Origin of the sequence: Thiocystis violascens DSM 198, assembly GCF_000227745.2 — a bacterium.
In the GTDB taxonomy this organism is placed as follows: Bacteria; Pseudomonadota; Gammaproteobacteria; order Chromatiales; family Chromatiaceae; genus Chromatium; species Chromatium violascens.
Genome location: NC_018012.1, coordinates 1,504,406 through 1,529,991 on the forward strand (window position 1 = coordinate 1,504,406; position 25,586 = coordinate 1,529,991).

17 protein-coding genes and 1 pseudogene are annotated in these 25,586 nt (G+C 63.2%); 10 read left to right on the forward strand and 8 right to left on the reverse strand.

The genetic code is table 11. The features are described from left to right. Positions 1-71: 71 nt before the first annotated feature. Complete coding sequence (locus tag THIVI_RS06710; RefSeq protein WP_157174383.1) at positions 72-1,769, forward strand: putative bifunctional diguanylate cyclase/phosphodiesterase; 1,698 nt, start codon at positions 72-74, stop codon at positions 1,767-1,769. A 160-nt stretch (positions 1,770-1,929) separates the two neighbouring features. On the opposite strand, the gene THIVI_RS06715 is transcribed toward THIVI_RS06710, so the two are convergent. Together THIVI_RS06715 and THIVI_RS25060 are read right to left on the reverse strand one after the other, a co-directional pair. Further along, on the reverse strand, positions 1,930-3,039 hold the full coding sequence (locus THIVI_RS06715; RefSeq protein ID WP_041447215.1) for an IS5 family transposase: 1,110 nt from the start codon (positions 3,037-3,039) through the stop codon (positions 1,930-1,932). Positions 3,040-3,511: 472 nt separating this feature from the next. After that, positions 3,512-3,622 (reverse strand): annotated as a pseudogene (locus THIVI_RS25060) (transposase zinc-binding domain-containing protein); the annotation flags it as partial. A 344-nt stretch (positions 3,623-3,966) separates the two neighbouring features. Here THIVI_RS25060 and THIVI_RS06720 point away from each other — a divergent pair. Further along, positions 3,967-4,893, forward strand: coding sequence for a cation diffusion facilitator family transporter (locus tag THIVI_RS06720; protein ID WP_014777869.1), 927 nt, complete (start codon positions 3,967-3,969; stop codon positions 4,891-4,893). A gap of 114 nt (positions 4,894-5,007) precedes the next feature. On the opposite strand, the gene THIVI_RS06725 is transcribed toward THIVI_RS06720, so the two are convergent. From THIVI_RS06725 to THIVI_RS06735, 3 genes are all read right to left on the reverse strand, one after another. Then, a complete protein-coding gene (locus tag THIVI_RS06725; RefSeq protein ID WP_014777870.1) occupies positions 5,008-5,907 on the reverse strand; it encodes a DUF6268 family outer membrane beta-barrel protein in 900 nt (299 codons plus the stop codon). A 119-nt stretch (positions 5,908-6,026) separates the two neighbouring features. After that, complete coding sequence (locus THIVI_RS06730) at positions 6,027-8,426, reverse strand: alkyl/aryl-sulfatase (RefSeq protein WP_014777871.1); 2,400 nt, start codon at positions 8,424-8,426, stop codon at positions 6,027-6,029. 149 nt (positions 8,427-8,575) lie between these two features. Then, complete coding sequence (locus THIVI_RS06735; RefSeq protein WP_014777872.1) at positions 8,576-9,310, reverse strand: hypothetical protein; 735 nt, start codon at positions 9,308-9,310, stop codon at positions 8,576-8,578. A gap of 603 nt (positions 9,311-9,913) precedes the next feature. Here THIVI_RS06735 and THIVI_RS06740 point away from each other — a divergent pair. The 4 genes from THIVI_RS06740 (at position 9,914) to THIVI_RS06755 (ending at position 15,817) form a co-directional block, all read left to right on the forward strand. After that, positions 9,914-11,338, forward strand: coding sequence for a basic amino acid/polyamine antiporter (locus THIVI_RS06740; RefSeq protein ID WP_014777874.1), 1,425 nt, complete (start codon positions 9,914-9,916; stop codon positions 11,336-11,338). Positions 11,339-11,561: 223 nt separating this feature from the next. Next, positions 11,562-12,842 (forward strand): arginine deiminase, encoded by a 1,281-nt coding sequence (locus tag THIVI_RS06745; RefSeq protein ID WP_014777875.1) that lies wholly within the window; start codon positions 11,562-11,564, stop codon positions 12,840-12,842. 27 nt (positions 12,843-12,869) lie between these two features. Then, positions 12,870-14,003, forward strand: a complete 1,134-nt coding sequence (locus tag THIVI_RS06750) for a hypothetical protein (RefSeq protein WP_169315565.1) — start codon at positions 12,870-12,872, stop codon at positions 14,001-14,003. 206 nt (positions 14,004-14,209) lie between these two features. Continuing rightward, the gene (locus THIVI_RS06755) at positions 14,210-15,817 is read left to right on the forward strand and encodes a YfcC family protein (RefSeq protein WP_041447383.1); all 1,608 of its coding nucleotides are present in this window, start codon (positions 14,210-14,212) and stop codon (positions 15,815-15,817) included. A gap of 31 nt (positions 15,818-15,848) precedes the next feature. Here THIVI_RS06755 and THIVI_RS06760 read toward each other — a convergent pair whose 3' ends face one another. Beyond that, on the reverse strand, positions 15,849-17,414 hold the full coding sequence (locus THIVI_RS06760) for an esterase/lipase family protein (protein ID WP_014777878.1): 1,566 nt from the start codon (positions 17,412-17,414) through the stop codon (positions 15,849-15,851). Between the two features lie 196 nt (positions 17,415-17,610). On the opposite strand from THIVI_RS06760, the gene THIVI_RS06765 reads away from it, so the two are divergent. From THIVI_RS06765 to THIVI_RS06780, 4 genes are all read left to right on the forward strand, one after another. After that, positions 17,611-18,768 (forward strand): efflux RND transporter periplasmic adaptor subunit, encoded by a 1,158-nt coding sequence (locus tag THIVI_RS06765; protein WP_014777879.1) that lies wholly within the window; start codon positions 17,611-17,613, stop codon positions 18,766-18,768. Continuing rightward, positions 18,765-21,854, forward strand: coding sequence for an efflux RND transporter permease subunit (locus tag THIVI_RS06770; RefSeq protein ID WP_014777880.1), 3,090 nt, complete (start codon positions 18,765-18,767; stop codon positions 21,852-21,854). The genes THIVI_RS06765 and THIVI_RS06770 overlap by 4 nt, the downstream gene beginning before the upstream one ends. 187 nt (positions 21,855-22,041) lie before the next feature. After that, positions 22,042-22,419 (forward strand): PLDc N-terminal domain-containing protein, encoded by a 378-nt coding sequence (locus THIVI_RS06775; RefSeq protein ID WP_014777881.1) that lies wholly within the window; start codon positions 22,042-22,044, stop codon positions 22,417-22,419. 264 nt (positions 22,420-22,683) lie between these two features. Further along, on the forward strand, positions 22,684-23,778 hold the full coding sequence (locus THIVI_RS06780; protein ID WP_014777882.1) for an AI-2E family transporter: 1,095 nt from the start codon (positions 22,684-22,686) through the stop codon (positions 23,776-23,778). Between the two features lie 78 nt (positions 23,779-23,856). On the opposite strand, the gene THIVI_RS06785 is transcribed toward THIVI_RS06780, so the two are convergent. Beyond that, the gene (locus THIVI_RS06785; RefSeq protein ID WP_014777883.1) at positions 23,857-24,306 is read right to left on the reverse strand and encodes a tellurite resistance TerB family protein; all 450 of its coding nucleotides are present in this window, start codon (positions 24,304-24,306) and stop codon (positions 23,857-23,859) included. Positions 24,307-24,329: 23 nt separating this feature from the next. Further along, entirely contained in the window at positions 24,330-25,562 is a 1,233-nt protein-coding gene (gltS, locus tag THIVI_RS06790) for a sodium/glutamate symporter (RefSeq protein ID WP_014777884.1), read from the reverse strand. Between the last annotated feature and the right edge of the window lie 24 nt (positions 25,563-25,586).

Below are 25,586 nucleotides of genomic sequence, written 5' to 3' on the forward strand. Positions count from 1 at the left end.
ACCTGGATCGCCAGGCGCATGGCCTGCCCGAGGATCGAGACCAACCGGGGGGATCCCATGGACTTTCGCCAGTGGCTGCCTCCGGGCTGTCCCGGCCCCTCATGGAAGCCGGCGCGGAGATCGCGGCCACCGTGATGCGCACGGGTTGCGCCCATCACGAGCCCGATCTGACCACGCGAGCGAGCGCGCTGCGCGGGAGTCTGATCGTCCTGCCGGTCGCCACCACGGCCTTTGGGATGGGCGCCTTGGCGGTTTGGAGCCGCGAACCGTTCCGCTTCCAGCAATGGCACGAGAATCTGCTCGGGCTCCATTGCGACGTGCTGTCACTCGCCCTGGGCCAGCGCGGCATTCTGGGGACCGCCGCGTTCGAGCCGATGCCGCAGTCGATCAATCCAGGCACAAACCCTGGGGCCGTCGAAGCGGATGACGCAACGCCAGTCGCGCCCGCGATCGCCGACCCGCTGGCGGATCCAGGCGAACGTACGCTCGATCCCCTGACCGGGCTGTTGGATCGGTCCGCCTTCGAAGCGAGACTGCAAGATCTGCTCGACGGCGGACAGCCCCCGAGACAGCCGATGTATCTGATCTATCTGGACATCGATCGCTTTCGTCTGATCCGCGACTACGGCGGCGATCAGGCCGCCGATCGGGTGATTCGGATCATCGCCGATATCCTGCGTCGTCACGCGGGACACGAGATCGCGCTGGGCCGGCTGGGCGGCGACGAATTCGGTGTCGTCGTCGATCTGCACACCCTGGAAGAAGCCGTGGCCATGGCGCAACGTCTGATTCATACCGTGGACGCGCAACGGATGTCGCATGCCGGTCAGCCCTTCGACATCAGCATCAGCATCGGGCTCGCCGCCATCGGGAGCGGATGGCGTTCGGGCAGCCTCGCGCTGCGGCAGGCACGCGATGCCTGCCGGGTCGCGCGACATCAGGGCGGAGGCGCGATTCAGGTCTACAGCAAGGCCCTCAACCGGCAACGACGCCTCAAGGACGATGGCCGGATGCTCAACCATCTGACCGGCGCCCTCAAAGAAAACCGTCTGCGCCTGTTCGCGCAACCCATCGCGCCCGCGTCCTCGGGCGCGAAGGATGCGGCGACCGAGGCTGTCCTCTATGAAGTCCTGCTGCGGATGCACGATCAACACGGAAACCTTCATGGCGCCGGCGTGTTCCTCCCGCTCGCGGAACGCTATGGGCTCTCGGTCAAGCTGGATCGCTGGGTCGTCCGCGAAACCTTTCGTCTGCTGAGTGCCACGACAGGCGCCAGCCTGGAGCGGACCGTGTTCACGGTAAACCTGTCGGGACATTCCATCGACGATCACCGTCTGCTGGACTTCATCACCGAGCAATTTGCCGCCACCGGGTTGTCACCTGGCCGGATCTGTTTCGAGATCACCGAGACCGCCGCCATCTCGGACATCGACGCGGCCAAGCATTTCATCCGCGTCTTGAAAGACATCGGCTGCAAGTTTGCCCTGGACGACTTCGGCAGTGGCCATTCGTCCTTCCTCTATCTGCGCGATCTGGAGGTCGACTATCTGAAGATCGACGGCAATCTGGTGCGCGAGATCACCCGCGACCCGGTCAGCCTGGCCTTCGTGCGCTCGATCGACGACATCGGCAAGATCATGGGTAAACAGACGATCGCGGAATATGTCGAGGACGATCAGGTTCTTGAAGCGATCGTCGAGATCGGCATCGACTTCGCCCAGGGATACTGGATCGGCGCGCCAGAGCCGCTCGAACGCTGGCTGTCCTGAGCGACAATTCTGGGTAGGATGGTCGCACGGGATCGCATGGCATCGTAGGGCATCAACAAACGGAATCTAGTCGCGATTCGAGCGAGGTCAAGACTCGGTGCCTCGACGAAAATGGCGCGCTCCGAATATCACATGCGCGCCTAAGAGGGTGTAGACAAAATCAAACCGTTGTGGTCAACCGCCGCAGCAGGATGCGCGCCTCCGCCAGCCAAACCCAGGTTTCGGAGACCGCTGGCAGACGGTCATGATGCATGATCAATCGACGGGCACGCTCATTCCACGCATGGGTGCGCTCGACAACCCAGCGCTTCGGCAGCGGAACGAAGCCGTCGGCGTTGGCGATCACCACTCGGTCAGGCGCCCCGTCCACGTGCCAGGAGCCAACGCTTTTGTTGGCTGGATGGCGCACGACTTCCACGCGGATCGCGTGGGTCTGCTCGGTGGTTTGGGCAAATTGACCGGCGTAGGCGCTATCGACAAACAGCGTGTTGATCTGGGGGTACTTGGCGGCCGCGTCAGCGACGGCGCCCGAGGCGGCATCGCGGTCCTGAAGATTGGCCGCGACCACGCTCACCGCCAACACGAACCCCAAGGTATCGACCACCAGGCTGCGCTTGCGCCCCTTGACCTGCTTGCCCGCATCAAAGCCGCTCGGTCCACCCTGCGGCGAGCCGCGGGTCGATTGCGCATCCAGCACCGCCGCCGTCGGCGCGATCTCACGCCCCTCGCGTTCGCGCCATTGCCCCCGCAGTCGATCATGCATCTGCTCAAACTTCCCAGCCGCACTCCAACGGCGAAACGTCTTGTAGACATTCTGCCAAGGCGCGAAATCGTGCGGCAGCATCCGCCACGCGCACCCCGTGCGCACCACGTAGCAACACGCCTCCAGGATGCTCCGGCGCGACACGCGGGGCGGTTGACCCCGCCCGCCCGGCATCTCAAAGAGAGCGGCGACCAAGTCCCACTCCGCATCGGTCAGACAACTTGGGTAGCTTTGGTCGGGGTCGTGGCGACGATGCGCATCCGTATACCCATACCGACGCGGCGTTGCGCGCGCTTGCGCCTCGAGACCACTCTCGCCCCGGAGGCGCGTGACGCCCGCCTCCCGCAAGGACTTGCGAATCGTGGCTTCATGAGCCTCGATTCCCGTCCGTGCCGCGAGTTCCCGGGCAATCTCTGACAGCGTGGAGGTCGGGCGATCCGTGACAATTTGACGCAATACCGCTTGCTCCGCCTCGTGAATCTTGGGGGGACGACCAGCTTTCGACATCAGCGCACACCAGCTCAGTTGTAGACTGGTATACAAATAGCAGCTCAATTATTTTTGTCTACACCCTCTAAGGCGAATACAGCCGTGCCTAGGATGATCAGAGTGTATCCAGGGTCATCTGGGTTGGATCGCCCTTTCAGGGCTTGAAATGGATGGGGATCAATGACCCAGGGCGTTGCCCTAGGCTGGCGTATCGAACCCCGTTGGGTCGATGTAGCGAGCCCCTTTGGGGAAAATGGATTAGAGCGCCAACGGCGCGTCGGACAGTCGATGACCGTGGCCCCATTAGCCATGAGCCCCTCCAGGGCCTTCTGCTGGTCGCCGAACTCGCCGGCCTTGGTCCTGGAGCCGAGAAATACCCCCTGTCGTTCAAGAACACCATGAGCGGGTGACCGCGTTCGAGTTGGTTCCCGCCGAAGGCGATGGCCATGTTGGCGCGCTGGCCCTCGTCGGTGGTCAGGTTGACGAACAGGGGGAAGACATGATCGAGTAGATGAGCTGCGGTCTGCGCCATCCGTCGCGTATTGCATGACGGGCACATCCCCCGCCCTTTGCACGAGAAGGCGACGAGAAAGCCATGACCACTTGCGGGTCTCTCTCTTTTGGTCCTGGCGCTCGCGCTGACCGCTGCCGTTGCCACCGGGTCCTGAGTCGGAAAAGCCGTCAATCCCCGGCAGCCGGCGCTGGTCAGGGACGACCACGCTGACCTGCGGGCGCCATGAATCGCGCAACTTCGCCCCAGCGCCATGGCGGCAGCTTCGGTGCGACTCCCTCACCACCGATCATTTTATGTCGCCAGGGCTTCCAGCCCTAGAATACCAGGCCAAGATGGACTGGCTACGCAGGTTTGGAGCGGCGGTTCCGGTTGGTTTCGGGAAACAGACAGGTGATAAGGTTCGACTTCCTTGGTTTGGAGACAAATTCACGATGCGGATTGAATCTGTCATGCGGTTGCGCAGCGAGTTGGAGGCCCGGTTACTGCGGCTTTCCGTCGTGGCGACCCTCGTCATCGCGGGACTCGGCGTCCTGGCGGGACTCTGGGCGCGTTCGCCCGCGATCCTCTTCGATGGTTTTTTTGCCCTGATCGACGCGGCCATCACCTGGCTGACGCTGAAGGTCGCCAGACTGGTTGCCATCCGCGGCGACGATCGTCGCTTTCAGTATGGCTTCTGGCACCTGGAGCCCCTGGTCATCGCGCTGAAGGCATCGGTGCTCATCGTCTTGGTGGCTTACGCCTTTCTGAGCGCGGTGAACAGTCTCCTCAAGGGCGGTTATCAGCCTCAGTTCGGCGTTGCGCTGGGCTATGCGGTGCTGGTCACCCTGATCTCGTTTGGGATCTGGTGGTGGATGAGGCGTCAGGCCGACCGCCTCGACTCGGGCCTGGTGCGGCTGGATGTCAAGGCTTGGCTGCTCTCGGCACTGATGACGAGCGCGCTGCTGATCGCGTTCGCCGCCGCGCTGATGCTGCGCGGGACCGCGGCCGAGGACTGGATTCGTTTTATCGATCCCGCCGCGCTCGCGCTCATTGCGCTGGTTCTGCTGCCGTTGCCATTGCGCGAGGCGCGCGAATCCTTCAGCGAGATTCTGATGATCAGTCCGCCCGACGACGACGCGCGGGTGCGCGCGGCGATGTCGGACTTCATTCGCCGCCACGGCTTTCTGGACTATCGCAGTTATGTTTCCAAGACGGGTCGCGCGTGCTTCATCGAGATTTCGGTGCTGGTGCCACCCGACCTCTGTCTACCGGTGACCGGAATTGACGCCCTGCGCACCGAAATTGGCGCGGCGCTTGGCGACGCCGGACCGGATCGCTGGCTCACCATCGTGTTCACCGCCGATCCGACGCAGTTGTAAGGCACGTTTGAGCCCGCCGCCGATCGGGGGGCATCTCCAGCGGCACCGCCTTGGTCAGGCCCATGTACCAGGCTTCGTGCGCTGGCTCCCAACGCCCGAGCGGAGCGCAACCGCTTAAAAGCGACCGATCAGGGACAGGCCCAGCATGGCCGCCGGATCCTGATCCTCTTCATGCAGGCGGTTGCCGTTGGCGTCCTCGACACGCAAGGTTGCACTGGTCGCCACCCCCGCATAGAGGCTCAATTTCAACGTCTCCGACAGATCCCGGCCGAGGCGCAGATACACGGGAATGTAGCGATTCTCGCCAACGCCGCCGGCGAAGGGGCCGTCCTCGTCCAGACGATGGCGATAAGAACGATAGGACGCGCCGACACCCGCTTCCCAGCCCGCGTTCAGCGCGTAGGACATCTCCAGTCCAGCCGGTCCCGCCGGACCGGCCAGAAAGGGATTCGACAGGCGCAGGCGATCGGTGATGCGCCAGTCGACGATCAGAAAGGGGAACAGGCTGGTTTCCTCAATGCGCGCGAAGGCGCCGACGCCCAATCCCAAGGTCAGATCGGGACGAATGCGACGCGCCGCCGAGACCGTCGCCCCGTACTCCAGCGCATCGGAGAAGTTCGCGCTGGACTCGCCCGAATATTCGACCGTCGGGGTCACGCTCAAGCGCCAGCCATCATCGGTCATGTAACTGTATGGAGCGGACAGACCGAACCGGTAGAGCTGGCCCCACGGTTCGACGCCGCCGAAACCGCCTACCCGGTCGAAGCGCCAGTCCTCGTAGTCGGCGTGCAATCGCACACCCAGCGACGACTGCGGATCGAGCGTCCAGAAACGTCCGAACGTGGTGAGCACGCCCGCGAAACCCGCCTCGCCACCGCCGTCGAGATCGCTCTCGGTATGCAGGAGCGGCGAGATGGAATAGCTGAAATTTGCCGGCGCTTGAGCGGCGGCGCTTCCAGTCAGGATGACTGTCGTCAGGACGAGTGCGCTATGAAACGTAACGCGCATGGACATGATGGATACTCCGTAGTGCCGTCTGTGTTCTTCATGATGTCAGGAACTCACGACGTGCGATTGATGCGAGCGGAAGCAAATTCAGTGTCGAATTCGCCCCTGCGACCGGCGTGCGTCAGCTACTCGGCAATCGGGTTGCCAACTTCGACCTTGAATGGATCGGCCGGCTCACCCTCGGCCTCTCTCGCCTTGGTGCCGGGCAGGATCTCGAAGCGTGGATCAAAATCGACCATGGTCGCGGCGATCTTATCCAGGATATCGATGTCGCCCGTGGCCTCGGCAGTGCCCGCTTCAACCTGCGCGCGCAGGGTCTTCAGACCCATCATGGTCTGCTCCAGATCCGAGCGATTGATGGTGAGGGTCAGATCGGGCTTGTCGGCCTGAAAGCCCTGGATATTGGTCAGCGTCGCGTTCTCCAGCTCGATCAGGTATTTCTCGCCGTTGTCCGGGGTGATGAGGTTGATCGTGTAGCGCATCCCCTCGGCCTGGCGGCTGTCCATGCGAATGCCGAGAAAGTCGAGCCAGAGTCCGGTGGACATGGCCCGGATCGTATCGGCACCAGCGGTCTGGGCGATCTCGCCCTGCGGGATACCATTGCGCAGCTCGTAGGCACCGGCCAGGAAGCTGTTGCGCAGGCCGGGGTTTTCCTGCTGGTAGCCAAATTGCTCGAAGCTGTCTGCCAGCAGTTCCTTCGCGGTCTGATTCTGCGGTTCGGCCTGTACCAGCTTATTCAGGATCTCGTTGGCATAGAGATAGGCACCCTCGTCGATGAGTTGCCGGCCACGGGCCAGAATCTTGTCCGCGCCGCCCATCATCTCGACATACAGCGGAGCCGAATCGCTGGGCGAGAGCGGGATGAGCGTGGCCGGGTTGGCATCCCAGAAACCGAGGAAGCGTTGGATGACGCCCCGGCTGTTGTGTTCAGGCGAGCCGTGATAACCACGGGTGTACCAGTTTTGCTGCAAGCTCTTCGGCAGCTCGTAGACATTGTGGATCTCGTTGATGGTCACGCCCTGATTGGCCAGATGCAGCACCTGGTTGTTCAGGTTGGCGTAGAGATCGCGTTGGGCGCGGAGCACGTCCTGAATGCGGTCATTGCCCCAGCGCGGCCAATGATGGGCAGCGAACATGACCTCGGCCTGGGTGCCGAACAGGTGGAGCGACTGATTCAGATATTTCGACCAGTTCAGCGCGTTGCGCACCGGCGCGCCGCGCAGGGTATAGATGTTATGCAGCCCGGCCATCACGTTTTCGGCCATCCAGAGCACCTTGGTGTCGGGAAACCAGGTATTCATTTCGGTCGGTGCTTCGGTATTGGGCGTGAGTTGGAAGACCATCTTGACGCCATCGACCGTGATCTCCTCGATGGGCTTGGTGATGAATCGGGTCGGCGCGATCAGGCCCACGGCACCGGACGAGACACCCTGGCCGAGCCCCTGACTGACATACCCATAGGGGCTGCGCGGCAGCAGCGTGCCGTACTGGTAGAAGAGTCGGCGGTTCATGGCATTCCCGGCAAAGACGTTCTCCGAGACCAAGGCCTCCATGAAGCCGTCGGGGGCAATGATCTCGACCTTGCCAGCGCGCACGTCCGCCTCCTCGACAATGCCGCGTACACCGCCCCAGTGGTCGGCATGGTCATGCGAATAGATCACAGCCGTGACGGGACGGCCCTCGCCGATATGTTCCTGCAACAGCTTCAGGCCCGCCCGCGCCGTTTCCGCACTGACGAGAGGATCCAGCGCGATCCAGCCCCGCTTGCCCCGGACGAATGAAATTTGGGCCAGATCCAGGCCGCGCACCTGATAGAAGCCCGGCACGACTTCATAGAGACCGTAGTTGTTGTTGAGCTTGGCGATCCGATGCAGCGAGGGATGAATGCTGTCGAAGTCACCCTGTTGATCGATAAACTGATATTGCTCCATGTCCCAGGCGACATGACCGGCATCCGCCATGATTTGAAGATCCTTCATCGGGGCGATCAAGCCCTTATTGTTTTCATCGAAATCGCGGGTGTCGGAGAATGGCAGAGCTTCCCGCGCCTGTTTGATCACCTCAATGGTGAAGGGCGATGGCGGCTTGCCCTTGGGATCGAAATGTCCCGGATGGAGGAAAGTGACCGGCGCTCCCGCCGCGGCGATTGGCGCGTCGTCGACGCTGTGCGCCTGAAGATTGGCCTGGACCAGTTCCGCCGGCATCCGATAGGGAACGCCGGCCCAGAGCCGCACCGCCGAGTCGAGGTTGACGGCGGCGGCATCCTTCCAGACATAGCCGAAGTTCTGATCGAACCACTGCCGGTTGACGAACAGGATTTGCTTGACGCAATCAGGCGTCGAGATCGCGACGCCCGCGGCCCGAATGCCGGAGCAGATCCCGGACAGGTTTTCGCCCCGCTTCAGGGTAAAGGTCTGGTCCTGGGTGGCGGCGGCGGGGGTTGTTTCAGTCCCCAGCGCGAGACCCAGCGGCAACGCCGAGGCGGCGATCAGCAAGGCGATTCGGGCAATCGGTCGAGCTTTCATGGTGTGTTCCTCGGGTTGGTGGTCAGGGAAAGGGATTCAATCGGAATCGCTTGACGCATCGCCTGCTCAAGCCACATCAACGGCGACGCTGACGGTTTGGGCAGGGCCGAGGCCCAGATAACGCCAGTGATTCGGGATGCGGTTCGATGTCAGAACCGCGCCGTGACGCCGAACAGCGGGCCGCTGAAATCCAGCTCGACAGTGCGCCCATCGAGCGTCTTTTCGAACGCGACATGACGCCAGCCGCCCTGGGCCGACCAGCGCTCGTTGAACTGGTAGCCGAGACTCGCGAAGACCTGCCAGGTCAGATCGGCGCCGCGATCGAATCCGCCGATGTCGGCGAAGGCCGTTGCGAACCAGCGGTCGGCGAGCGCCAGACGCGCGCGGCCGCCGAACAGCGGATCGACCCAGGTCTCACCGACGCCGAAACGCTGACCGGAGAGCCGACCGGGCGAGAGCGAGACATCCAGATCGAGTGAATTGACTCGCAAGCCAGCCAGCAGATCGACGGCGAGCTGGTTGTCTTCATGCATTCGGTAGGCGGCATAGACGCTCAGCGCCTTCGCCTCAGCGGCGATCCGTGCCTGCGAAAACAGCACGCCGAGCGGGGTGTCGCGGCGTTGCGAGAGATCGGCGTAGAAGAGATCGGCGATCAGGCCCCAGCGTCCCCGACGCGCCTCGAACGCGCCCATGAAGGCCAGGTCGAGCTTGGAGAGTACGTCGCCACCGCTTTTGTCGACGTCGAGCCTTCCCCACGCCGTCTCGACCGACGATGCGATGCCCGGCACCCAGGCATAGGGCGAGAGCGTAAAGCTCCAGCCGGAGTTTTGCGCCGCCGTTGGTCCGGCGACCACCATCGCCAAGCAGACAACCGCCGCCTTCATTGATGACCGCCTCTGAAACGGGTCGGAAGATCGACCGTGCGAGCACGAAAAGATGCAGTGGATCATCGCGCCGACATCGCCATCTGTCCAATGCATAATGACTCCATCTTCGAGACCCTAAACAGCGCCCGGAGCGGTATGCGATGTTTTTGGATTGGGTCGGCTTTGGCAAAATCGACGATTGCCAGAGTGGCGCGGTTTAAGATATTAAATAATATAAAATTTTAAACCGCGTCCAGCGCCAGGGTCCGTGTGTGGCACGGCGGGCGTCATCACTGAAACATCGCTTCTCGCTCTGGACGCGGTTTAGGTTCATCTTGCATCGGAACAAAAGATACGTAGACTCTCCGCATCCAAATGACGAGTGCCGTGTTCTTGAGGGATCATCCGATTGCCAAGGCATAGCGTTGCCCGGTCACGGACGGTCGAGTCACCATCCCACGGCAGAGCCGGGGTCTTTGAATTTGTGAGCCGCTCAAAGTAACCGCATGCCCAGTCATGCTGGCCACGATCATTGCATTGCCGCTTTTCATTCTGACGCACCCATTGGCTAACGCACCCATTGGGTGATACCTCCTTCTTGTCGCACACAGGAGTATAGGTATGGCCGCAGAGCAGACATTCTCCCGCCTGACCCTGACCGCCATGGTCGTCGGATCCATGGTGGGAGCCGGCATCTTTTCGCTTCCCGCCCGATTCGGCGGTGCAACCGGGCCCTTCGGCGCCATCATCGCCTGGCTGATCGCCGGGGGCGGCATGCTGATGCTCGCCTTCGTCTTCCAGTCGCTGGCCGTGCGCAAGCCCGAACTGGATGCCGGTATCTACGCCTATGCCAGGGCAGGCTTCGGCAACTATCTGGGTTTCGCGGCCGCCTTCGGATTCTGGGCCGGCACCTGTCTCGGCAACACCACCTATTTCGTACTCATCAAGTCGACCCTGGGGGCCATCGTCCCGATGTTCGGCGATGGCAATACGCCGAGTGCCATCTTCTTTTCCTCCCTGATCCTCTGGTCGGTCCACTTCATGATTCTGCGTGGAATCAAAGAGGCCGCGTTCATCAACCAGGTCGTGACCGTCGCCAAGATCCTCCCGATTTTCCTGTTCATCATCATTCTGGTCTTTGCCTTCAAGGCCGATCTGTTCGCGGCCAGCTTCTGGGGCGGCGGGGCCTACAGCGCAGCCGAGATCTTCAATCAGGTACGGGGCACCATGCTGGTCACGGTCTTCGTCTTCATCGGAATCGAGGGCGCCAGCGTCTACTCCCGCTTTGCCAGAAAGCGCGAGGACGTGGGCTGGGCGACCGTCATGGGCTTCATCGGCGTGCTCTGCCTGCTGGTGATGGTCACCCTGCTGCCCTACGGCGTGATGCTGCGGCCCGAATTGGCCGAACTGCGTCAACCCTCAATGGCAGGGGTTCTGAGGTTCGTCGTCGGCGACTGGGGTGCCTGGTTCGTCAGTATCGGACTCATCGTGTCGGTGCTTGGCGCCTACCTGGCCTGGTCACTGCTGGCCGCCGAGGTCCTGTATTCCGCCTCCAGGAGCGAGCTGGTGCCGAAATGGCTGGGCCGCGAGAACAGGAACGGGGTACCCGCGACCGCGCTCTGGCTCACCAATATCCTGGTCCAGATATTCCTGATCTCGACGTTCTTCGCGCAGGAGGCATTCAACCTGGCACTGGAGATGACCAGCGCCATGACGCTGATCCCCTATGTGCTGGTCGCGGGCTATGCACTGAAGCTTGCCCTGACACGGGAGACCTATGCGCCCGGATCCAGGGATCTGGCCCGCGACCTGATCTGGGCCGCCATCGCCACCCTCTATACGATCTTCATGCTCGTCGCGGGCGGACTCACTCATGTGCTGCTGTCCTGCATCCTCTTCGCGCCCGGCACGCTGTTATTCATCTTTGCCAGACGCGAGCAGGGCCGCAAGGTCTTCACCACGATCGAGATCGGCCTCTTCGCCATCATCTGCATCGGGGCGGCGATCGGCGTCTACGCGCTGGTCACCGGTCTGATCACCATTTAAACCGCGCCCAGTGCGGTATGCGATGTTTTTGGATTGGATCAGCCTTGGCAGAGTCGACGACCGTGTGCACTGGCGCGGTTTAAGATATTAAATAATATAAAATTTTAAACCGCGTCCCCACCAAGGGGCGTGAATGCGCCAAGCGTCGAACTCACTCGAAACTCAGCATTTCGCACTGGACGCGGTTTAACAGAGATCCATCTCACGAACGGAGGACTGTTTCATGACGACGAAAAATCAGCCCGCAACCGCCGGTAACCCGCCGGTCTATGGCGTCCACTCCGAGGTTGGAACCCTGCGTAAGGTCATGGTGTGCGCGCCCGGCCTGGCGCACACGCGCCTGACCCCGAGCAACAATGACGACCTGCTGTTCGACGACATGCTCTGGGTGCAGAACGCCAAGCGCGACCATTTCGACTTCATGACCAAGATGCGCGACCGTGGCGTCGATGTCGTGGAGATGCACAACCTGCTCGCCGAGACGGTCGCGGATCCGGGGGCGCGGGGCTGGATCCTGGATCGCAAGATCACGCCAAACAATGTTGGCCTGGGGTTGATGGAGGACACCCGAGCCTTCCTCGAAAGCCTCGACCCACGCGCGCTCGCCGAGTTCCTGATCGGCGGACTCTCGGTCATCGACGTGCCGGATGAATTCGCCACCTCGGACTACCTCTCCCTGGTGCGCGAGGCCCACGGCGTAACCGAGTATCTGCTGCCGCCGCTGCCAAACACGCTCTATACCCGTGACACGACCTGCTGGATCTATGGCGGCGTGACCCTCAACCCGCTCTATTGGCCGGTACGCCGGGAAGAGACACTGCTCACCACGGCGATCTACAAGTTCCATCCGAGCTTTGCCAATGCCGGCATCCAGGTCTGGTGGGGCGATCCGGACCAGAATTTCGGTCTGGCGACCCTGGAGGGCGGGGACGTGATGCCCGTCGGCAACGGGGTCGTGCTCATCGGCATGAGCGAGCGGACCTCCCGTCAGGGCATCTCCCAGGCCGCCGCCGCGCTCTTCGCCAGGGGAGCAGCCGAACGGGTCATCGTCGCAGCCATGCCCAAGCTACGCTCGGCCATGCACCTGGATACGGTCTTCACCTTCGCCGACCGGGATCTGGTTACCCTGTTCCCGCCCATCATGGATCAGGTGCATGCGATCACGCTGCGACCGGGCGACCGCGAAGGCGTGGTCGATGCGACGCTGGAGAAGAAACCCTTCGTCGATGTCGTCGCCGAGGCACTGAACTTCAAGGCACTGCGCATCATCGAGACCGGCGGCAACCACTATGCCTCCGAACGTCAGCAGTGGGATAGCGGCAACAATCTGGTCGCGCTCGCCCCCGGCGTGGTGATCGCCTACGACCGCAACACCTGGACCAATACCGAGCTGCGCAGGGCCGGTGTCGAGGTCATCACCATCGTCGGCGCCGAATTGGGCCGCGGTCGCGGCGGCGGTCATTGCATGACCTGCCCGCTGATCCGGGATCCGGTCGACTTCTGATGCAGATCGAAGGAAGACGGGGGCGGGATGATGATGCTCGACAATCACCTCAAGACGTTCGGCATCATCGCCGTGCTGGTCCTGTGCAGTCTGGCGCCGGGCGTCCCGGCTGAGACGGACACCGACCCGGTCGCCACGCATTTCGAACGCGGCCAGGCGTATTTGACCAGGGGTGAGTATGCACGCGCAGTGCTCGAATTCGAGCAGGTGCTGCGTTTCGACAACCTGCCGCCCGATCTGCATCAGCAGGCTGAGATTTACGCCGATGCGGCACGCGGCTATGCGTCGGGCACCCCCCTGTCCGCGTTCGGCTACGCGGAAACCGGTGGCGGCTACTATCGCGAGAACGTCACCCGTTCCACCCGCGCCGCAGGCAACGACCCGACCCGCGACGCCTTCTGGAAGATCCGCGCTGGCGGCGGATTGAGCTATATCGCCGCCGACGACCTCTCGCTCGACGGCACCCTGGATTATCGGTTCAGATACTACGACGACTCCGGGCGTCGGGACGACTCCGATCTGCGCTGGAATGTCACAGTGAACCAGTCGCTCCCCAAGGGTAGCCAGGTGATCGGGGTGCGGGGCCGTGCGAGTTACCGGGGTCATCCGGGCTATCGGCAGGATTACGGTGTCTTCGTCAATCGCGCCTTCGACCTCAATGCGGACCATCGAATCCGCATCGAGGTCGAGCTGCGGACACGCGAGTACCCCACCGATCTGCGCGAACGCAGCCGTGATATCGGCGAACTGTGGCTCAGTTGGACGCACGCTCATCTGGATGGACGGGCCTCGCTGACGCTGACCGCAAACGCCGGACGTGAATGGGCGACCCACGACCGGCCCGACGGCGACAACACCTTCTACGGCATCGAGTTCGACTGGGGCATGGACCTGAGCGACCATGTCGGAGTTTTTCTCTTCGGACTCTGGCAGCACGACGCCTACGATGACGATCGCTTTATTCTCGATGAAGACGAGATCCCGGTCGGATCCTTCACGCGCAGCGATGACATCTATGAGTTAGGCGGTGGTTTGACCTACGCCTTTGCCCCCGGCTGGTCGTTGCGCCCGGAGATTTTGTATCTTCGCGACGAAAGTAACAGCCTCTGGGGGAATTACAGCTCCACCGAGGTTTGGGTCATGGTGCGGAAAGCTTTTTAAGGCGATTTCCGGAAAAGCTCATATCCAGATCGCATCCGTTCGTCCTGAGCTTGTCGAAGAATGAACGGAAAATCGGTAAGGTCTTCTCCAGAAATCACCTAAACCGCGCATCTATAGAGGGCAGATTGATGCACCAAAAGGTTGGGCTCACTCGAAAATTCAGCATCTCGCGCTGAATGCGGTTTCATCGTCAGGAACTGGAATACATGTCCCAAAAGCCCAAAAGCGCCGATGCCTTGTCCCAACCACGCAAGCGGACGTTCGTGTTCCCCAGCGCGGTGACGACGCTGGCGATCGTCAGCGTCCTGGTCTGGGTAGCGGCCCTGTTCATCCCGGCCGGTCAATACGCCACAGACGCCGACGGTTCGCCGATCCCGGGCACCTATCAGCGGATCGAATCGCCGCTCACCCTTGGCGAGCGGGTCGAGCAACTGGTCCTCGCGCCGGTCAATGGCATCTACGGTCTGCTGAGTCCCGTGCGCGGATTCGTCGACACCCAGACGGTTGGGCGTCTGTTCGGGCAGATCGGCGTGATCGTCTTCATCATGTCCATCGGCGCCTTCATCTCCATCAGCTTCGCTACCCACAGCCTGGAGATCGCGGTCGCCGCGCTGGCCAACCGCCTGCGCAGCCGAGGGTGGCTGCTCATCACCGCCGTCATGGTGCTGTTCTCCCTGCTCGGCTCCACGATGGGTTTCTCGGTAGAGACGCTGGGCTTCTACGCGCTGTTCATCCCGCTGATGAGCGCGCTCGGCTACGATCGCCTGGTGACGGCCGCGATGATCATGATCGGCGCAACGATCGGGATCATGGCGTCCACGGTCAACCCTTTCTCGATCGGTGTCGCCGCCGGCGAAGCCGGGGTTGGGATTGGCGATGGCATTCTGCCGCGTCTGATCCTCTGGTTTATTCTGACCGCGATCGCGGTGGCCTGGGTGTTGCGCTACGCCGCCCGGGTGCGCGCCGATCCAGGCGCCTCGCTGGTCGGTTTCGACCGGGCAGCACCCGACGACGAATCGGCCATCGATCATGCCGTCGAGGATCTGGCCGACACACCCGCCGACGTCCCCCCAAGGCTCACCGGAACCCAGAAATGGGTGCTGGCGATCACCGCCCTTGCTTTTGGTCTCATGATCTTCTCGGTCATTCCCTGGTCGAGCATTCTCAACGGCTCGACCGGACCGGCCGATTATTACGGCACGCACGCGGCCGCCGCGCCCGCGCCCGCGCCCGCGCCCTACTGGTTCGAATTGAATTGGTGGTTTCCGCAACTGGCGATGCTGTTCCTGATCGCCTCGGTGCTGGTCGGTCTGGTCGCGAAAATGCCGGAGAAGGAGATCGTGCGGCTCATCGCCGCCGGCGCCTCGGACATGATGAGTCCCGCCATGGTAATGCTGCTGGCCGGAGGGATCTCGGTCATCATGACCAATACCCAAACCCTCGACACCGTCCTCCACGCCATGGAACAGCTGATCACCGGCGCCTCGGCGGGCGCCTTCGCCATCGCGGCGATGGTGGTGAATATCCCGCTAGCGTTTCTGATCCCCTCCAGTTCCGGACACGCCGCACTGGCGATGCCGCTGCTGTCGCCGCTCGCCGACTTTGCCGACGTGAGCCGATCCACCACTATCACCGCATGGATACTGGGCCACGGCCTGACCCTCCTGGTCTCACCGACCAATGTCGTCATCGTGGGCGGCCTGGCGATTGCCAAGGTTGGTTACGATAAATATCTCCTGTTCGTCTGGCCGCTCCTGGTGGCGCTGTTCGCGGTGGCCGCGACCACTGTCGCTATCGTCGCTACCCTGGGGTAATACACGAATGTTCAGGGAGCCTGATTTTGGTCTATTTGCGCTTGTTCGCGGCGTCACGATGTTTTCCTGGCATCGAGTTCGACGTCATGGATGCCGACTTGCCAGGCCCGGATGTCTCGGCCAGCTCCTGATGGAGAATGCGCCGCAACTCCGCGATGGCGAGCGGATTGGCGAATCCGCCATGGCCGGCGGGCACGACGACTTCCGACTTGGCCGCCGCCAGGTGGGCGCTGGAATAGGCTACCACGCCGTCCGAGCTGGCCAGGAGGCTGCCGCGCCGACGCCCCCGATCGCCGAGAATCGAATGGGTCGGAACGGTTGGCTGGGTGCGATCCAGCGCGCGCAGAAATGACGAGTTCGGCGACAGGCCATGGATGCTGGTCGGCGGACGCCCTTCCGCGATTTCCGGGATCAGCAGGGCGTAATGCATCAGCGTTCCCAGCAGCCAATCCGGCAGGCGGATCAAGCGAACGCCCCAGGCGCCGAGACTATTGGCCGCGAGTCGGCTACCCCGATGCGGCGTGAACATAAAGATGGCCCGGCTGACATCCGGTCGCGGTTCGAAGATCAGCGAACGGCGGACGAGACTGGTCTCAGGCAGGGACGCAATCCCCGACCTGACGGTCTCCGCCTCCCGCTCGGACATCCGGGAGACCTGCGCGCGGGAAAGGATACCGCCCATGCTGTGACCGACCAGGATCATGGGCTTGTGGTGGCCGTGGTTGTGCGCGACAGCGTCCAGCGCATCCCGGAATTGGAACGCGGAGAGCGGAACCGGCTGTCCGGTCGGGTAAAAGAAGAACCAAAATTGGAAATGACCGCGGATTCGCCCGTCCGCGAGTAGGGCCTTGACCAGCGGCGCCCACATGTGGGGCGTCGACATCAGACCATGCACCAGGACCACGGGGATCTTGTCTGGATCGAAAGGTTGCAGGAAAACGACGCGCGGCCGCCCGCTGAAACGGCCGGGACGGAGGAGTTTCAGTAGACCCGTGAAGGGACGCGGTCCGGTCGCCCGAGTGGCGTCGATGGGCGCCTCCAGATCCATCGCGGTGGCGAAATCGCCGTGGACCGTGCGCACCGACGAGACGCGCTCTGGGTCGACCAGGGCGACGTCGCAGCATTCCGTTGGGTTAGACTTCGGCAGGGCCAGCAGGGTCAGCGGCACGCGATAGCCCGCGCGCGGGGCATTGGCATCCGCGGGCGGAAGTACGCCGACCATCGGCAATCCAATGCCGACGCGATGCAGACCGGGGGTGGTCACGTGGCTGGTTGGAACGGGTACAAGGTCGCCGAAATCGGCTGGCGCATGAATGCCAGGCAGGGTCGCGCCGGCGGGACTCAGCGCCGACGTTGTCGCGTCTTCCAGAAGTTCGGGCAGATGGTCCGCCGTCAGACGACGCGACTCGGCCAACGCCCGCGCGCGGTCCGGCTCGCGACTGTCTGGCGCCGCGAGTGCCCGCAGCGATTCGTTGAGTTGCGTGCCGAGGGAGCGAGCCGAGAGTGTCGGGACGGACTGGCATCCGGCGAGAACAAGACAGGAAAACACCAACGGGATCAGCGATTGAGTGAAGCTTGATGTGGTCGGATTGAACATGCTGTCACCGAATCGAAACGGTTCGGATACTGGGGTTGGATTGTACGCATGGCAGGATAGAATCATCATCCTGGATCAGCGTTGCGGCCAACACCAAACGTCCGATTCGATCCGCCGCGCGGATCGGGCAACGCCGACGCATGGCCATGCGACGCATTGAATCGAAACGCTTGAATCATAACCTGGAGGCGTCCTTGTGGAAGCATTGATCTCATCCTCGCGCGGCGACAGCCTGCGGCCGGCCTCCAGGGCTGGCGCATCCTCGACCCTTGCCTTCGCGCTCCTCGCGCTGCTGACCGCCTGTCAGCCAACCGATGAGTCCCAGCCCATCCCCGAGCCCATCCGCCCGGTGCGGGTCGTGACGGCCGAGGAACTGCCGGGCGGCGAGACCGTGACCCTGACCGGCAACGTCCAGGCGCAGGATGACGTGGCCCTGGCCTTTCGGGTCGGCGGACAGTTGATCGAGCGCACCGTCAGCGTGGGCGACCGGGTCCGCGCGGGGCAGATCGTCGCCCGACTCGACGCGGTCAACGAGCGCAATGCCATCGACGCGGCGCGGGCGAATCTGGCCGCCGCCATGGCGCGTCTGGTCGAGGCGCGCAATACGGTCCAGCGGTACGAACCGCTGCTGCCACGGGGCTTCGTCGCCCGCGCCCAGTTCGACCGCGCCGTCGAGTCGCGCGATGCCGCCCAGGCGCAGGTGAGCGCGGCCGAGGCGCAGGTCAGCACGGCCGAGAACCAGCTTGGATTCACCACCTTGATCGCCGACGGACCGGGCATCGTCACCGCCCGCGGCGCGGAGCCGGGCGAGGTCGTCGCGGCCGGGCGCATGATCGTTCGGCTCGCCCGCGAGGGCGGTCGCGATGCGGTCTTCGACGTGCCGGCGCGGGTGATCGAGGCGGCTTCCGCCGAGGATGAGGTGAGCGTTGCACTGAGCACCGATCCCAAGGTCAGCACCACCGGCCGGGTCCGCGAGGTCTCGCCCCAGGCGGACCCGGTGACCCGGACCTTCAAGGTTCGGGTTGGTCTCGCCAGTCCGCCCGAGGCGATGCGGCTCGGCTCCACCGTGACCGGCAGCATCCAGCTCGGCGGGGTCGCGGGGATCAGCCTCCCGACCTCGGCGCTCACCGCGTCCCAGGGCGCGCCGGCGGTCTGGACCCTGGATCCCGAGTCGCGCACCGTAGCTTTGCGCAATGTCGACGTGGCCAGCTATGAGCTCGATCGGGTGTTGATCTCCCAGGGTCTGGAGCCCGGCGAACTGGTGGTCACAGCGGGGGTTCAGACCCTGCGCCCCGGCCAACAGGTCCGTCTGCTCGGGGAGCCGACCCCAGACCTGACTGGAGTTCGGCCATGAGCGGTTTCAATCTCTCCGACTGGGCCATCCGCAACCGCTCGGTCACCATCTTCATCATGCTCGCGGTACTGGCCGCCGGGGTGAGTTCCTTTTACAAGCTCGGCCGCGCGGAGGATCCGCCGTTCACCTTCCGCACCATGGTGGTCAAGGCGATCTGGCCCGGCGCCACCCTTGACGAAACCATCGCCCAGGTCACCGAGCGTCTCGAACGCACCCTGCAGGAGGTTCCGAATCTCGACAACCTGCGCAGTTTCACCCGCGCCGGCACCGCCACCATTTTCGTCGACCTGGTGGGGAGCACGCAGGGACGGGAGGTGTCGGACACCTGGTACGAGGTGCGCAAGAAGGTGGGCGACATGCGCCACACCTTGCCGCAAGGGATCGTCGGCCCCTTCTTCAATGACGAGTTCGGCGACACCTTCGGCATCATCTACGCCTTCACCGCCGACGGCTTCACCCATCGCGAATTGCGCGACGCGGTGGAGGACGCCCGTTCGCAACTCCTCACGGTCCCCGACGTCTCCAAGATCGACATCCTCGGCGCCCAGGACGAGGTCATCTATATCGACTTCTCGGTCGAGCGGCTCGCCGGGCTGGGGTTCGATCCCAGCACCCTGATCGCCGCGCTGCGCGCCCAGAACATCGTCAGCCCAGCGGGCATCCTGAGCACCAGCGACGAGTCCATCGCGCTGCGGGTCTCGGGCGCTTTCGGCTCAGAGCGGGACATCGCCGAGGTCACCTTCGCCGTCGGCGAGCGCATGCTGCGGCTGCGCGATATCGCCGATGTCCGTCGCGGCTTCGTCGATCCGCCCCAACCGATGTTCCGCGTCAATGGGGAACCCGCCATCGGACTGGCGATCGCCATGCGCGATGGCGGCGACACCCTGGCGCTCGGGCGCAACGTCGCCAAGGCCATCGCCGACATCAAGGCCGAACTGCCGCTCGGCATCGAGCCGCGTCTGGTGGCCGATCAACCCCTGACGGTGGATCTCGCGATCAACGAATTCACCACCTCGCTGTGGCAGGCGATCGGGATCGTGCTCGTCATCAGCTTCGTCGCGCTCGGCGCGCGCGCCGGCACGGTCGTGGCCATCGCCATTCCGCTCACGCTGGCCGTGGTCTTTCCCATGATGGACATCGCCGACATCGACCTGCAACGGGTCTCGCTCGGCGCGCTCATCATCGCCCTGGCCCTGATGGTCGACGACGCCATGACCACCATCGACGCCATGAGCCGGCGCCTGGCCCTGGGCGACGACAAGGCGAGCGCGGCCGTCTACGCCTACAAACATCTATCCATGGCGATGCTCATTGGCACCCTGGTCACCATCGCCGGTTTCGTGCCCATCGGTTTCGCCCAAAGCTCGGCGGGCGAATACACCTTTTCGATCTTCGCGGTGGTCGGCATCGCGCTGATCGCCTCCTGGCTCGTTGCGATGGTGTTCGCCCCCCTGATCGGTATGACGCTGCTGCGCCCGCCCAAGGCCGGGGCGAATGACAAGCCGAGCCGCACGGTCGAGACCTACCGGAGTTTTCTGACGCTCGCGATGCGCGCGCGCTGGTTCACCATCGCCCTGACGCTCGCGATCTTCGTCGCCGCCATCCTGGCGTTGGGTCAGGTGCCGCGCCAGTTCTTCCCGTCGTCGGATCGCCCCGAACTGCTGGTCGACCTCCAGTTGCCGCAGAACGCCTCGATCCATGCGACCGAGCGTCTCGTCAACGAATTCGAGCAGGTGCTGCGCGATGATCCCGAGTTCGCGCCCGAGATCGAACGCTGGAGTACCTACATCGGTCAGGGCGCCATCCGCTTCTATCTGCCGCTGAACGTCCAGTTGGCCAACCCCTTCTTCGCCCAGTCGGTCATCGTGACCAAGGACATCGAGGCGCGCGAACGTCTCCAGCCACAACTCGAACAGCTGCTGGCCGAACGCTTCCCGGAGGTGGTCGGACGGGTGTCGCCGCTCGAATTGGGTCCGCCGGTCGGCTGGCCGCTGCAATACCGCGTCATGGGTCCGGACCCGACCGAGCTGCGCGACATCGCGCTGCAACTCGCGGATCTCGTGGCGGATCACCCCGGATCGCGCCGGGTCAATTTCGATTGGATGGAGCCGGAGCGCGAACTGCATATCCGCATCGATCAGGAGCAGGCGCGTCAATTGGGCCTGAGCACCCAGGCGGTGTCCACCGCGCTCAACGCCAATATCTCCGGCACCGGCATCACCCAGGTCCGTGACGACATCTATCTCGTCAATGTCGTCGCGCGCGAACTGGGGGGACAGAGCCTGTCGGTCGAAACCCTGCGCAGCCTGCCAGTCTCGCTACCGAACGGTCGCACCATCCCGCTCAGTCAGTTCGCGGTCTTCGAGTACGGTCAGGACTATCCGCTGGTGTGGCGGCGCGACCGGATTCCGACCCTGACGGTCCAGGCCGACGTGACGCCGGGGATGCTGCCCGAAACCGTGGTCGCCGATCTGGAACACCCCATCGCCGAGTTGAATGCGACCCTGCCTGCGGGCTACCGCATCGAACTGGGCGGCGCGGTCGAGGAGAGCACCGAATCGCAAGCCTCGGTCTTCGCGGTGGTGCCGCTGATGATCCTGCTGATGCTGACCTTGCTGATCTTCCAGCTCAAGAGTTTCGCGCGTCTCTTCATGGTCCTAAGCCTGGTGCCGCTGGGCCTGATCGGCGTGGTCGGCGCCCTGCTGGTCTCCGGCAAGCCGCTCGGCTTCGTCGCCATCCTCGGCATCCTCGCCCTGATCGGCATGATCGCCAAGAACGCGGTGATTCTGATCGATCAGATCGAGGCCGAGCGGGCGGCGGGAAAAAGCGTCTGGGACGCGGTGGTCGAGGCCAGCCTGTCGCGCTTCAGACCCATCATGCTCACCGCGCTCTCGACCATTCTCGGCATGATCCCGATCGCGCCCACGGTCTTCTGGGGCTCGATGGCCTTCGCCATCATGGGCGGCCTCGCCGTCGCCTCGCTGCTCACGCTGGTGTTTCTGCCGACGCTCTATGTGACCTGGTTCGGGGGCGTGGCGCCGCGCCGCGACCAGACCGGCCTGGAGTCTCAAACCAGCGGCGCCTAAACCACGCCCAGAGTGAAAAGCGTCGTTTTGCGGGTTTCCCCAGCTTTGCTGGCGACTAGGCGCGATTGGCGGGGCGCGGTTTAGCGCCAACAAATCTGTCACAACGCTTGCGCGCTGTGACGGCCACCACCGGGATCCACCGGTTCGCTTCTTCATCCATCCATCCATCCAACGAGAGCGATTCACCATGGCTAATTTCTGGGACTTCATCTATCTGATCGCGTCGAGTTTTTTATTCGTCGCCTATCTGATCATTCTCTTCCATGTGGTCGTCGACCTGTTTCGCGATCCCGCACTGCCGGGCGGCTACAAGGTGCTGTGGCTGATCGGTCTGGTGTTCCTGCCATTTCTCACCGCCCTGTTCTACGTCCTGATCCGTGGCACGGGCATGGCCGAGCGCCAACTCGCTGCCGCGCAGCGGGTTAAATCGGACACGGACGCCTATATTCGTCAGGTTGCGGCCAAGTCACCCGCCGAACAGATCTGCGATGCCAAGGCGCTGTTGGATGCCGGCACGATCAGCCAGGGAGAATTCGACCGACTCAAGGAAAAGGCGCTCGCCTGATCGCCGCGACCCGGCTTCGCCAGCAATTCTCGTTTTGACGCCAAAACGAGAACCGCTGGCGCCTCGCCTGACGCCGTTCGTGGTGAGGCACTCGAACCACGAACGGCGTCAGGCTTCGATCCAGAAATCACCATGATGCACGCGGATTATGCGTGCATGCCCTCTTCCCGGATGAGGGCGGGAGCAAGGGCACTCCCGATTGACCCGCCGCCACCGCTCACCGCACCGAATCCTCTTCACCTTACGTCAGGAGTCATCGAGACCATGAACGCACTTTCCACCTTCAACCCGCCAGCCCGCGGCTTGATCGTCGCTGGCGCTTTTGCCCTGGTCGTCACCTTGCTGGAGGCCGCCGCGCCGCTGTTGTCGCCGATCCTGCTGGCCATCTTCATCGCGATCATCGCCATCCCGGCCATCGACTGGATGCGTCGCAAGGGCGCGCCGAAATGGGTCGCGCTGGTCGTGGTGGCGTTCGTGCTGCTCGATATCGGCAGCCTCCTGGCCCTGCTGACCACCGGCGCGCTGGAGGGCTTTCGGGAAAGCCTGCCGACCTATCAGGAGCGCTTCATGCTCCTGAGCCAGCAGTTTGGAGGCTGGATGGAAGGCATCGGCGTCGAAAACTCGACCGCGGCGGTCCCGGATCTGATGGATCCAAACCAGGTGATGAACGCGGTGCAGCGCTTATTGTCGAATGCCAGCGGCATTTTCGCGACCGGGCTCCTGGTGCTGCTCACCGTCATCTTCATCCTGCTCGAAGTGCCGACGATGCCGGCCAAGCTGAAGGCGGCGTTTCACCTGACGGAAGCGGGCAATGCGCGCCTGCGTCGCCTGCTCGACAACATCAATCGCTACATGCGGATCAAGGTTCTGACCAGTCTGGCCACGGCATTCTGCGTCTGGCTCCTGCTGATCTTCTTTGGGGTCGATTTTGCCGTCTTGTGGGCCGTGCTCGCCTTCTTCCTGAATTTCCTGCCGGTGATCGGCAATATTCTGATGATGATCCCGGCGGTTCTGCTGACGCTGGTGCAGATCGACCTGGGCACCGCGCTGCTGGTCGCGGCGGGCTATCTGATCATCAACACCGCGATCGGCAATGTCATCGAGCCGCGCATCATGGGCAAGGGACTGGGCATCTCGACCCTGGCGGTGTTCATCGCGCTGCTGTTCTGGGGCTGGCTGTTCGGCACCGTCGGCATGTTCCTCGCCGTGCCGCTCACCACGGCCTTGATCATCGCGCTCGACGCAAGCCCGCATACCCGCCCGCTCGCGATCCTGCTGGGGCCGGAAATCAATGAATCGCCCGAAACCCTCGCTGACGCGGAAACGGATCGGCCAAGCGACTCGGAAGCGGTCGACTGAGGCACCAGGAATACGGAATCCGGCATGGCGAATCGCCCTGCCGGGCTCCATTTCTGGTGGCCAGGCGGTTGGCGAGGGCTAACCGATTACCCGCAGCTTGGCGGCGATAAAGGCGCCATGCGGCACATGAATCAGGTTCGCCACCTTGCGCGCCAGATACTCCTCGTGCTTGCAGAGTTCCTCGTTGGCGTAGGCCACGCGCCAGAGTTGTTCGATCAGAACCACCTTCTGCTCCGGGCTGAAATGGGCGTTGATGAGCGAGGTGAACTGATGGTAATCGGTCGCCTGTTCGCGCTCTTCGTTGGCGCACTCGATCAACTCCCCGGCCTGTTCCGGCGTCAGTCCGAAATGCTCCCGAACCGCCGTGAGGATCGCCGCCTGCTGCGACTCCGTGACCTGGTCGTCCATGTGCGCCATCTCCAGCAGCAGGGCCGCCGCGGCGCATCGGGCCGACTGCTCGGGATCCTGAACGGACGGCGCGTCCGCTGACAGATAGGTGTCAAAAAAGGTGCGAATGTGGCTCAGCATGGCGTCTCCGATTTGCATTTCATTCAGAAGGTGCGGAGAAAGAACGGAATCACCATCGCGTTCACCAGATCGATGAAGAAGGCCGAGACCAGCGGGACGATGATGAAGGCGCGATGTGAGGGGCCGAAACGCTGGGTGACGGCGGCCATGTTGGCCATGGCCGTTGGGGTCGAGCCGAGCGAGACGCCGCCAAAGCCGGCCGCGACCACGGCGGCGTCATAGTTGCGGCCCATCAGGGGGAACAGAATGAAGACGGTCACGCTCACGGCGAGGACGAACTGTCCCGCCAGGATGGCGAAGATGGGGCCTGCGAGATCGGCCAGGGTCCAGAGCTGCATGCTCATCAGCGACATGGCCAGAAAGGCGCCAAGCGACACGTCCGCGATCAGGGCGATCGCCGGGGTGCGCGTGGGCCAGGGCATCCCCGACAGGGTCGGAAGTTTCCGGGGCATCAGGTTGGTGATCAGGATCCCGGCGAAGAGACAGGTGACGAAGAGCGGCAGCTTCAGCCCGAGGTCGGCGATCGCCTCATTGAGCAGGAAACCGAGGATGATGCAGAGATGGATGGCCAGGATGGCGCTCAGAAAATCGAGATGATCGATGCCGGATTTTTTCTGCGTCTCCGACAGACCGATGTCCTGAACCTCCTCGACCACTTGCGGGGCGGGCGTGAGCCGGTGGCGCGCGATCAGGAACTTGGCGATCGGACCGCCCATGATGCTGGCCAGGATCAGACCGAAGGTGGCGCTGGCGATACCGATCTCCATGGCGTTGGCGATACCGAAATCCGCGGCGATGGACGGCGCCCAGGCGATGGTGGTGCCGTGTCCGCCGATCAGCGAGACGGTGCCGCCCGTGATGCCGACCGCCGCGGGCAGGTCGAAGAGCGAGGCGATACCGATGCCGGTGAGGTTCTGCGCCAGCATGAAGACGATGGTGATGGTCAGCAGGATGAGGAGCGGCCGCCCGCCGGCGAGCAGATCGCGGGCGCTGGCATTGATGCCGATGGTCGTGAAGAAATAGACGAGCAGAATGTCGCGCGCCCGCAGCTCGAACTCGACCGCGTAACCGGAAACAAGATAGAGCAACGCGAAGAGGATGGAAAACAGCAACCCGCCGGTCACCGGCTCCGGAATGCTGAACTCGCGCAGGAAGCCGACTTTTTCGTTCAGCCGCTTGCCAATGAACAGCACGATGATGCCGATCGTCACGGCCAGGAAGGATTCGATGCGTAGCATGCCGTCGAGCAATTCCATATTGATTCCTCGTCAATGATGGTA

What these genes read in the sequence shown, in the direction of transcription:
- THIVI_RS06740 (WP_014777874.1), top strand. Translation starts at nt 9,914, where the DNA reads ATGGCCGCAGAGCAGACATTCTCCCGCCTGACCCTGACCGCCATGGTC.
- THIVI_RS06775 (WP_014777881.1), top strand. Translation starts at nt 22,042, where the DNA reads ATGGCTAATTTCTGGGACTTCATCTATCTGATCGCGTCGAGTTTTTTA.
- THIVI_RS06735 (WP_014777872.1), bottom strand. Translation starts at nt 9,310, where the DNA reads ATGAAGGCGGCGGTTGTCTGCTTGGCGATGGTGGTCGCCGGACCAACG.
- THIVI_RS06730 (WP_014777871.1), bottom strand. Translation starts at nt 8,426, where the DNA reads ATGAAAGCTCGACCGATTGCCCGAATCGCCTTGCTGATCGCCGCCTCG.
- THIVI_RS06780 (WP_014777882.1), top strand. Translation starts at nt 22,684, where the DNA reads ATGAACGCACTTTCCACCTTCAACCCGCCAGCCCGCGGCTTGATCGTC.
- THIVI_RS06760 (WP_014777878.1), bottom strand. Translation starts at nt 17,414, where the DNA reads ATGTTCAATCCGACCACATCAAGCTTCACTCAATCGCTGATCCCGTTG.
- gltS (WP_014777884.1), bottom strand. Translation starts at nt 25,562, where the DNA reads ATGGAATTGCTCGACGGCATGCTACGCATCGAATCCTTCCTGGCCGTG.
- THIVI_RS06725 (WP_014777870.1), bottom strand. Translation starts at nt 5,907, where the DNA reads ATGTCCATGCGCGTTACGTTTCATAGCGCACTCGTCCTGACGACAGTC.
- THIVI_RS06785 (WP_014777883.1), bottom strand. Translation starts at nt 24,306, where the DNA reads ATGCTGAGCCACATTCGCACCTTTTTTGACACCTATCTGTCAGCGGAC.
- THIVI_RS06750 (WP_169315565.1), top strand. Translation starts at nt 12,870, where the DNA reads ATGATGATGCTCGACAATCACCTCAAGACGTTCGGCATCATCGCCGTG.
- THIVI_RS06720 (WP_014777869.1), top strand. Translation starts at nt 3,967, where the DNA reads ATGCGGATTGAATCTGTCATGCGGTTGCGCAGCGAGTTGGAGGCCCGG.
- THIVI_RS06755 (WP_041447383.1), top strand. Translation starts at nt 14,210, where the DNA reads ATGTCCCAAAAGCCCAAAAGCGCCGATGCCTTGTCCCAACCACGCAAG.
- THIVI_RS06770 (WP_014777880.1), top strand. Translation starts at nt 18,765, where the DNA reads ATGAGCGGTTTCAATCTCTCCGACTGGGCCATCCGCAACCGCTCGGTC.
- THIVI_RS06745 (WP_014777875.1), top strand. Translation starts at nt 11,562, where the DNA reads ATGACGACGAAAAATCAGCCCGCAACCGCCGGTAACCCGCCGGTCTAT.
- THIVI_RS06715 (WP_041447215.1), bottom strand. Translation starts at nt 3,039, where the DNA reads ATGTCGAAAGCTGGTCGTCCCCCCAAGATTCACGAGGCGGAGCAAGCG.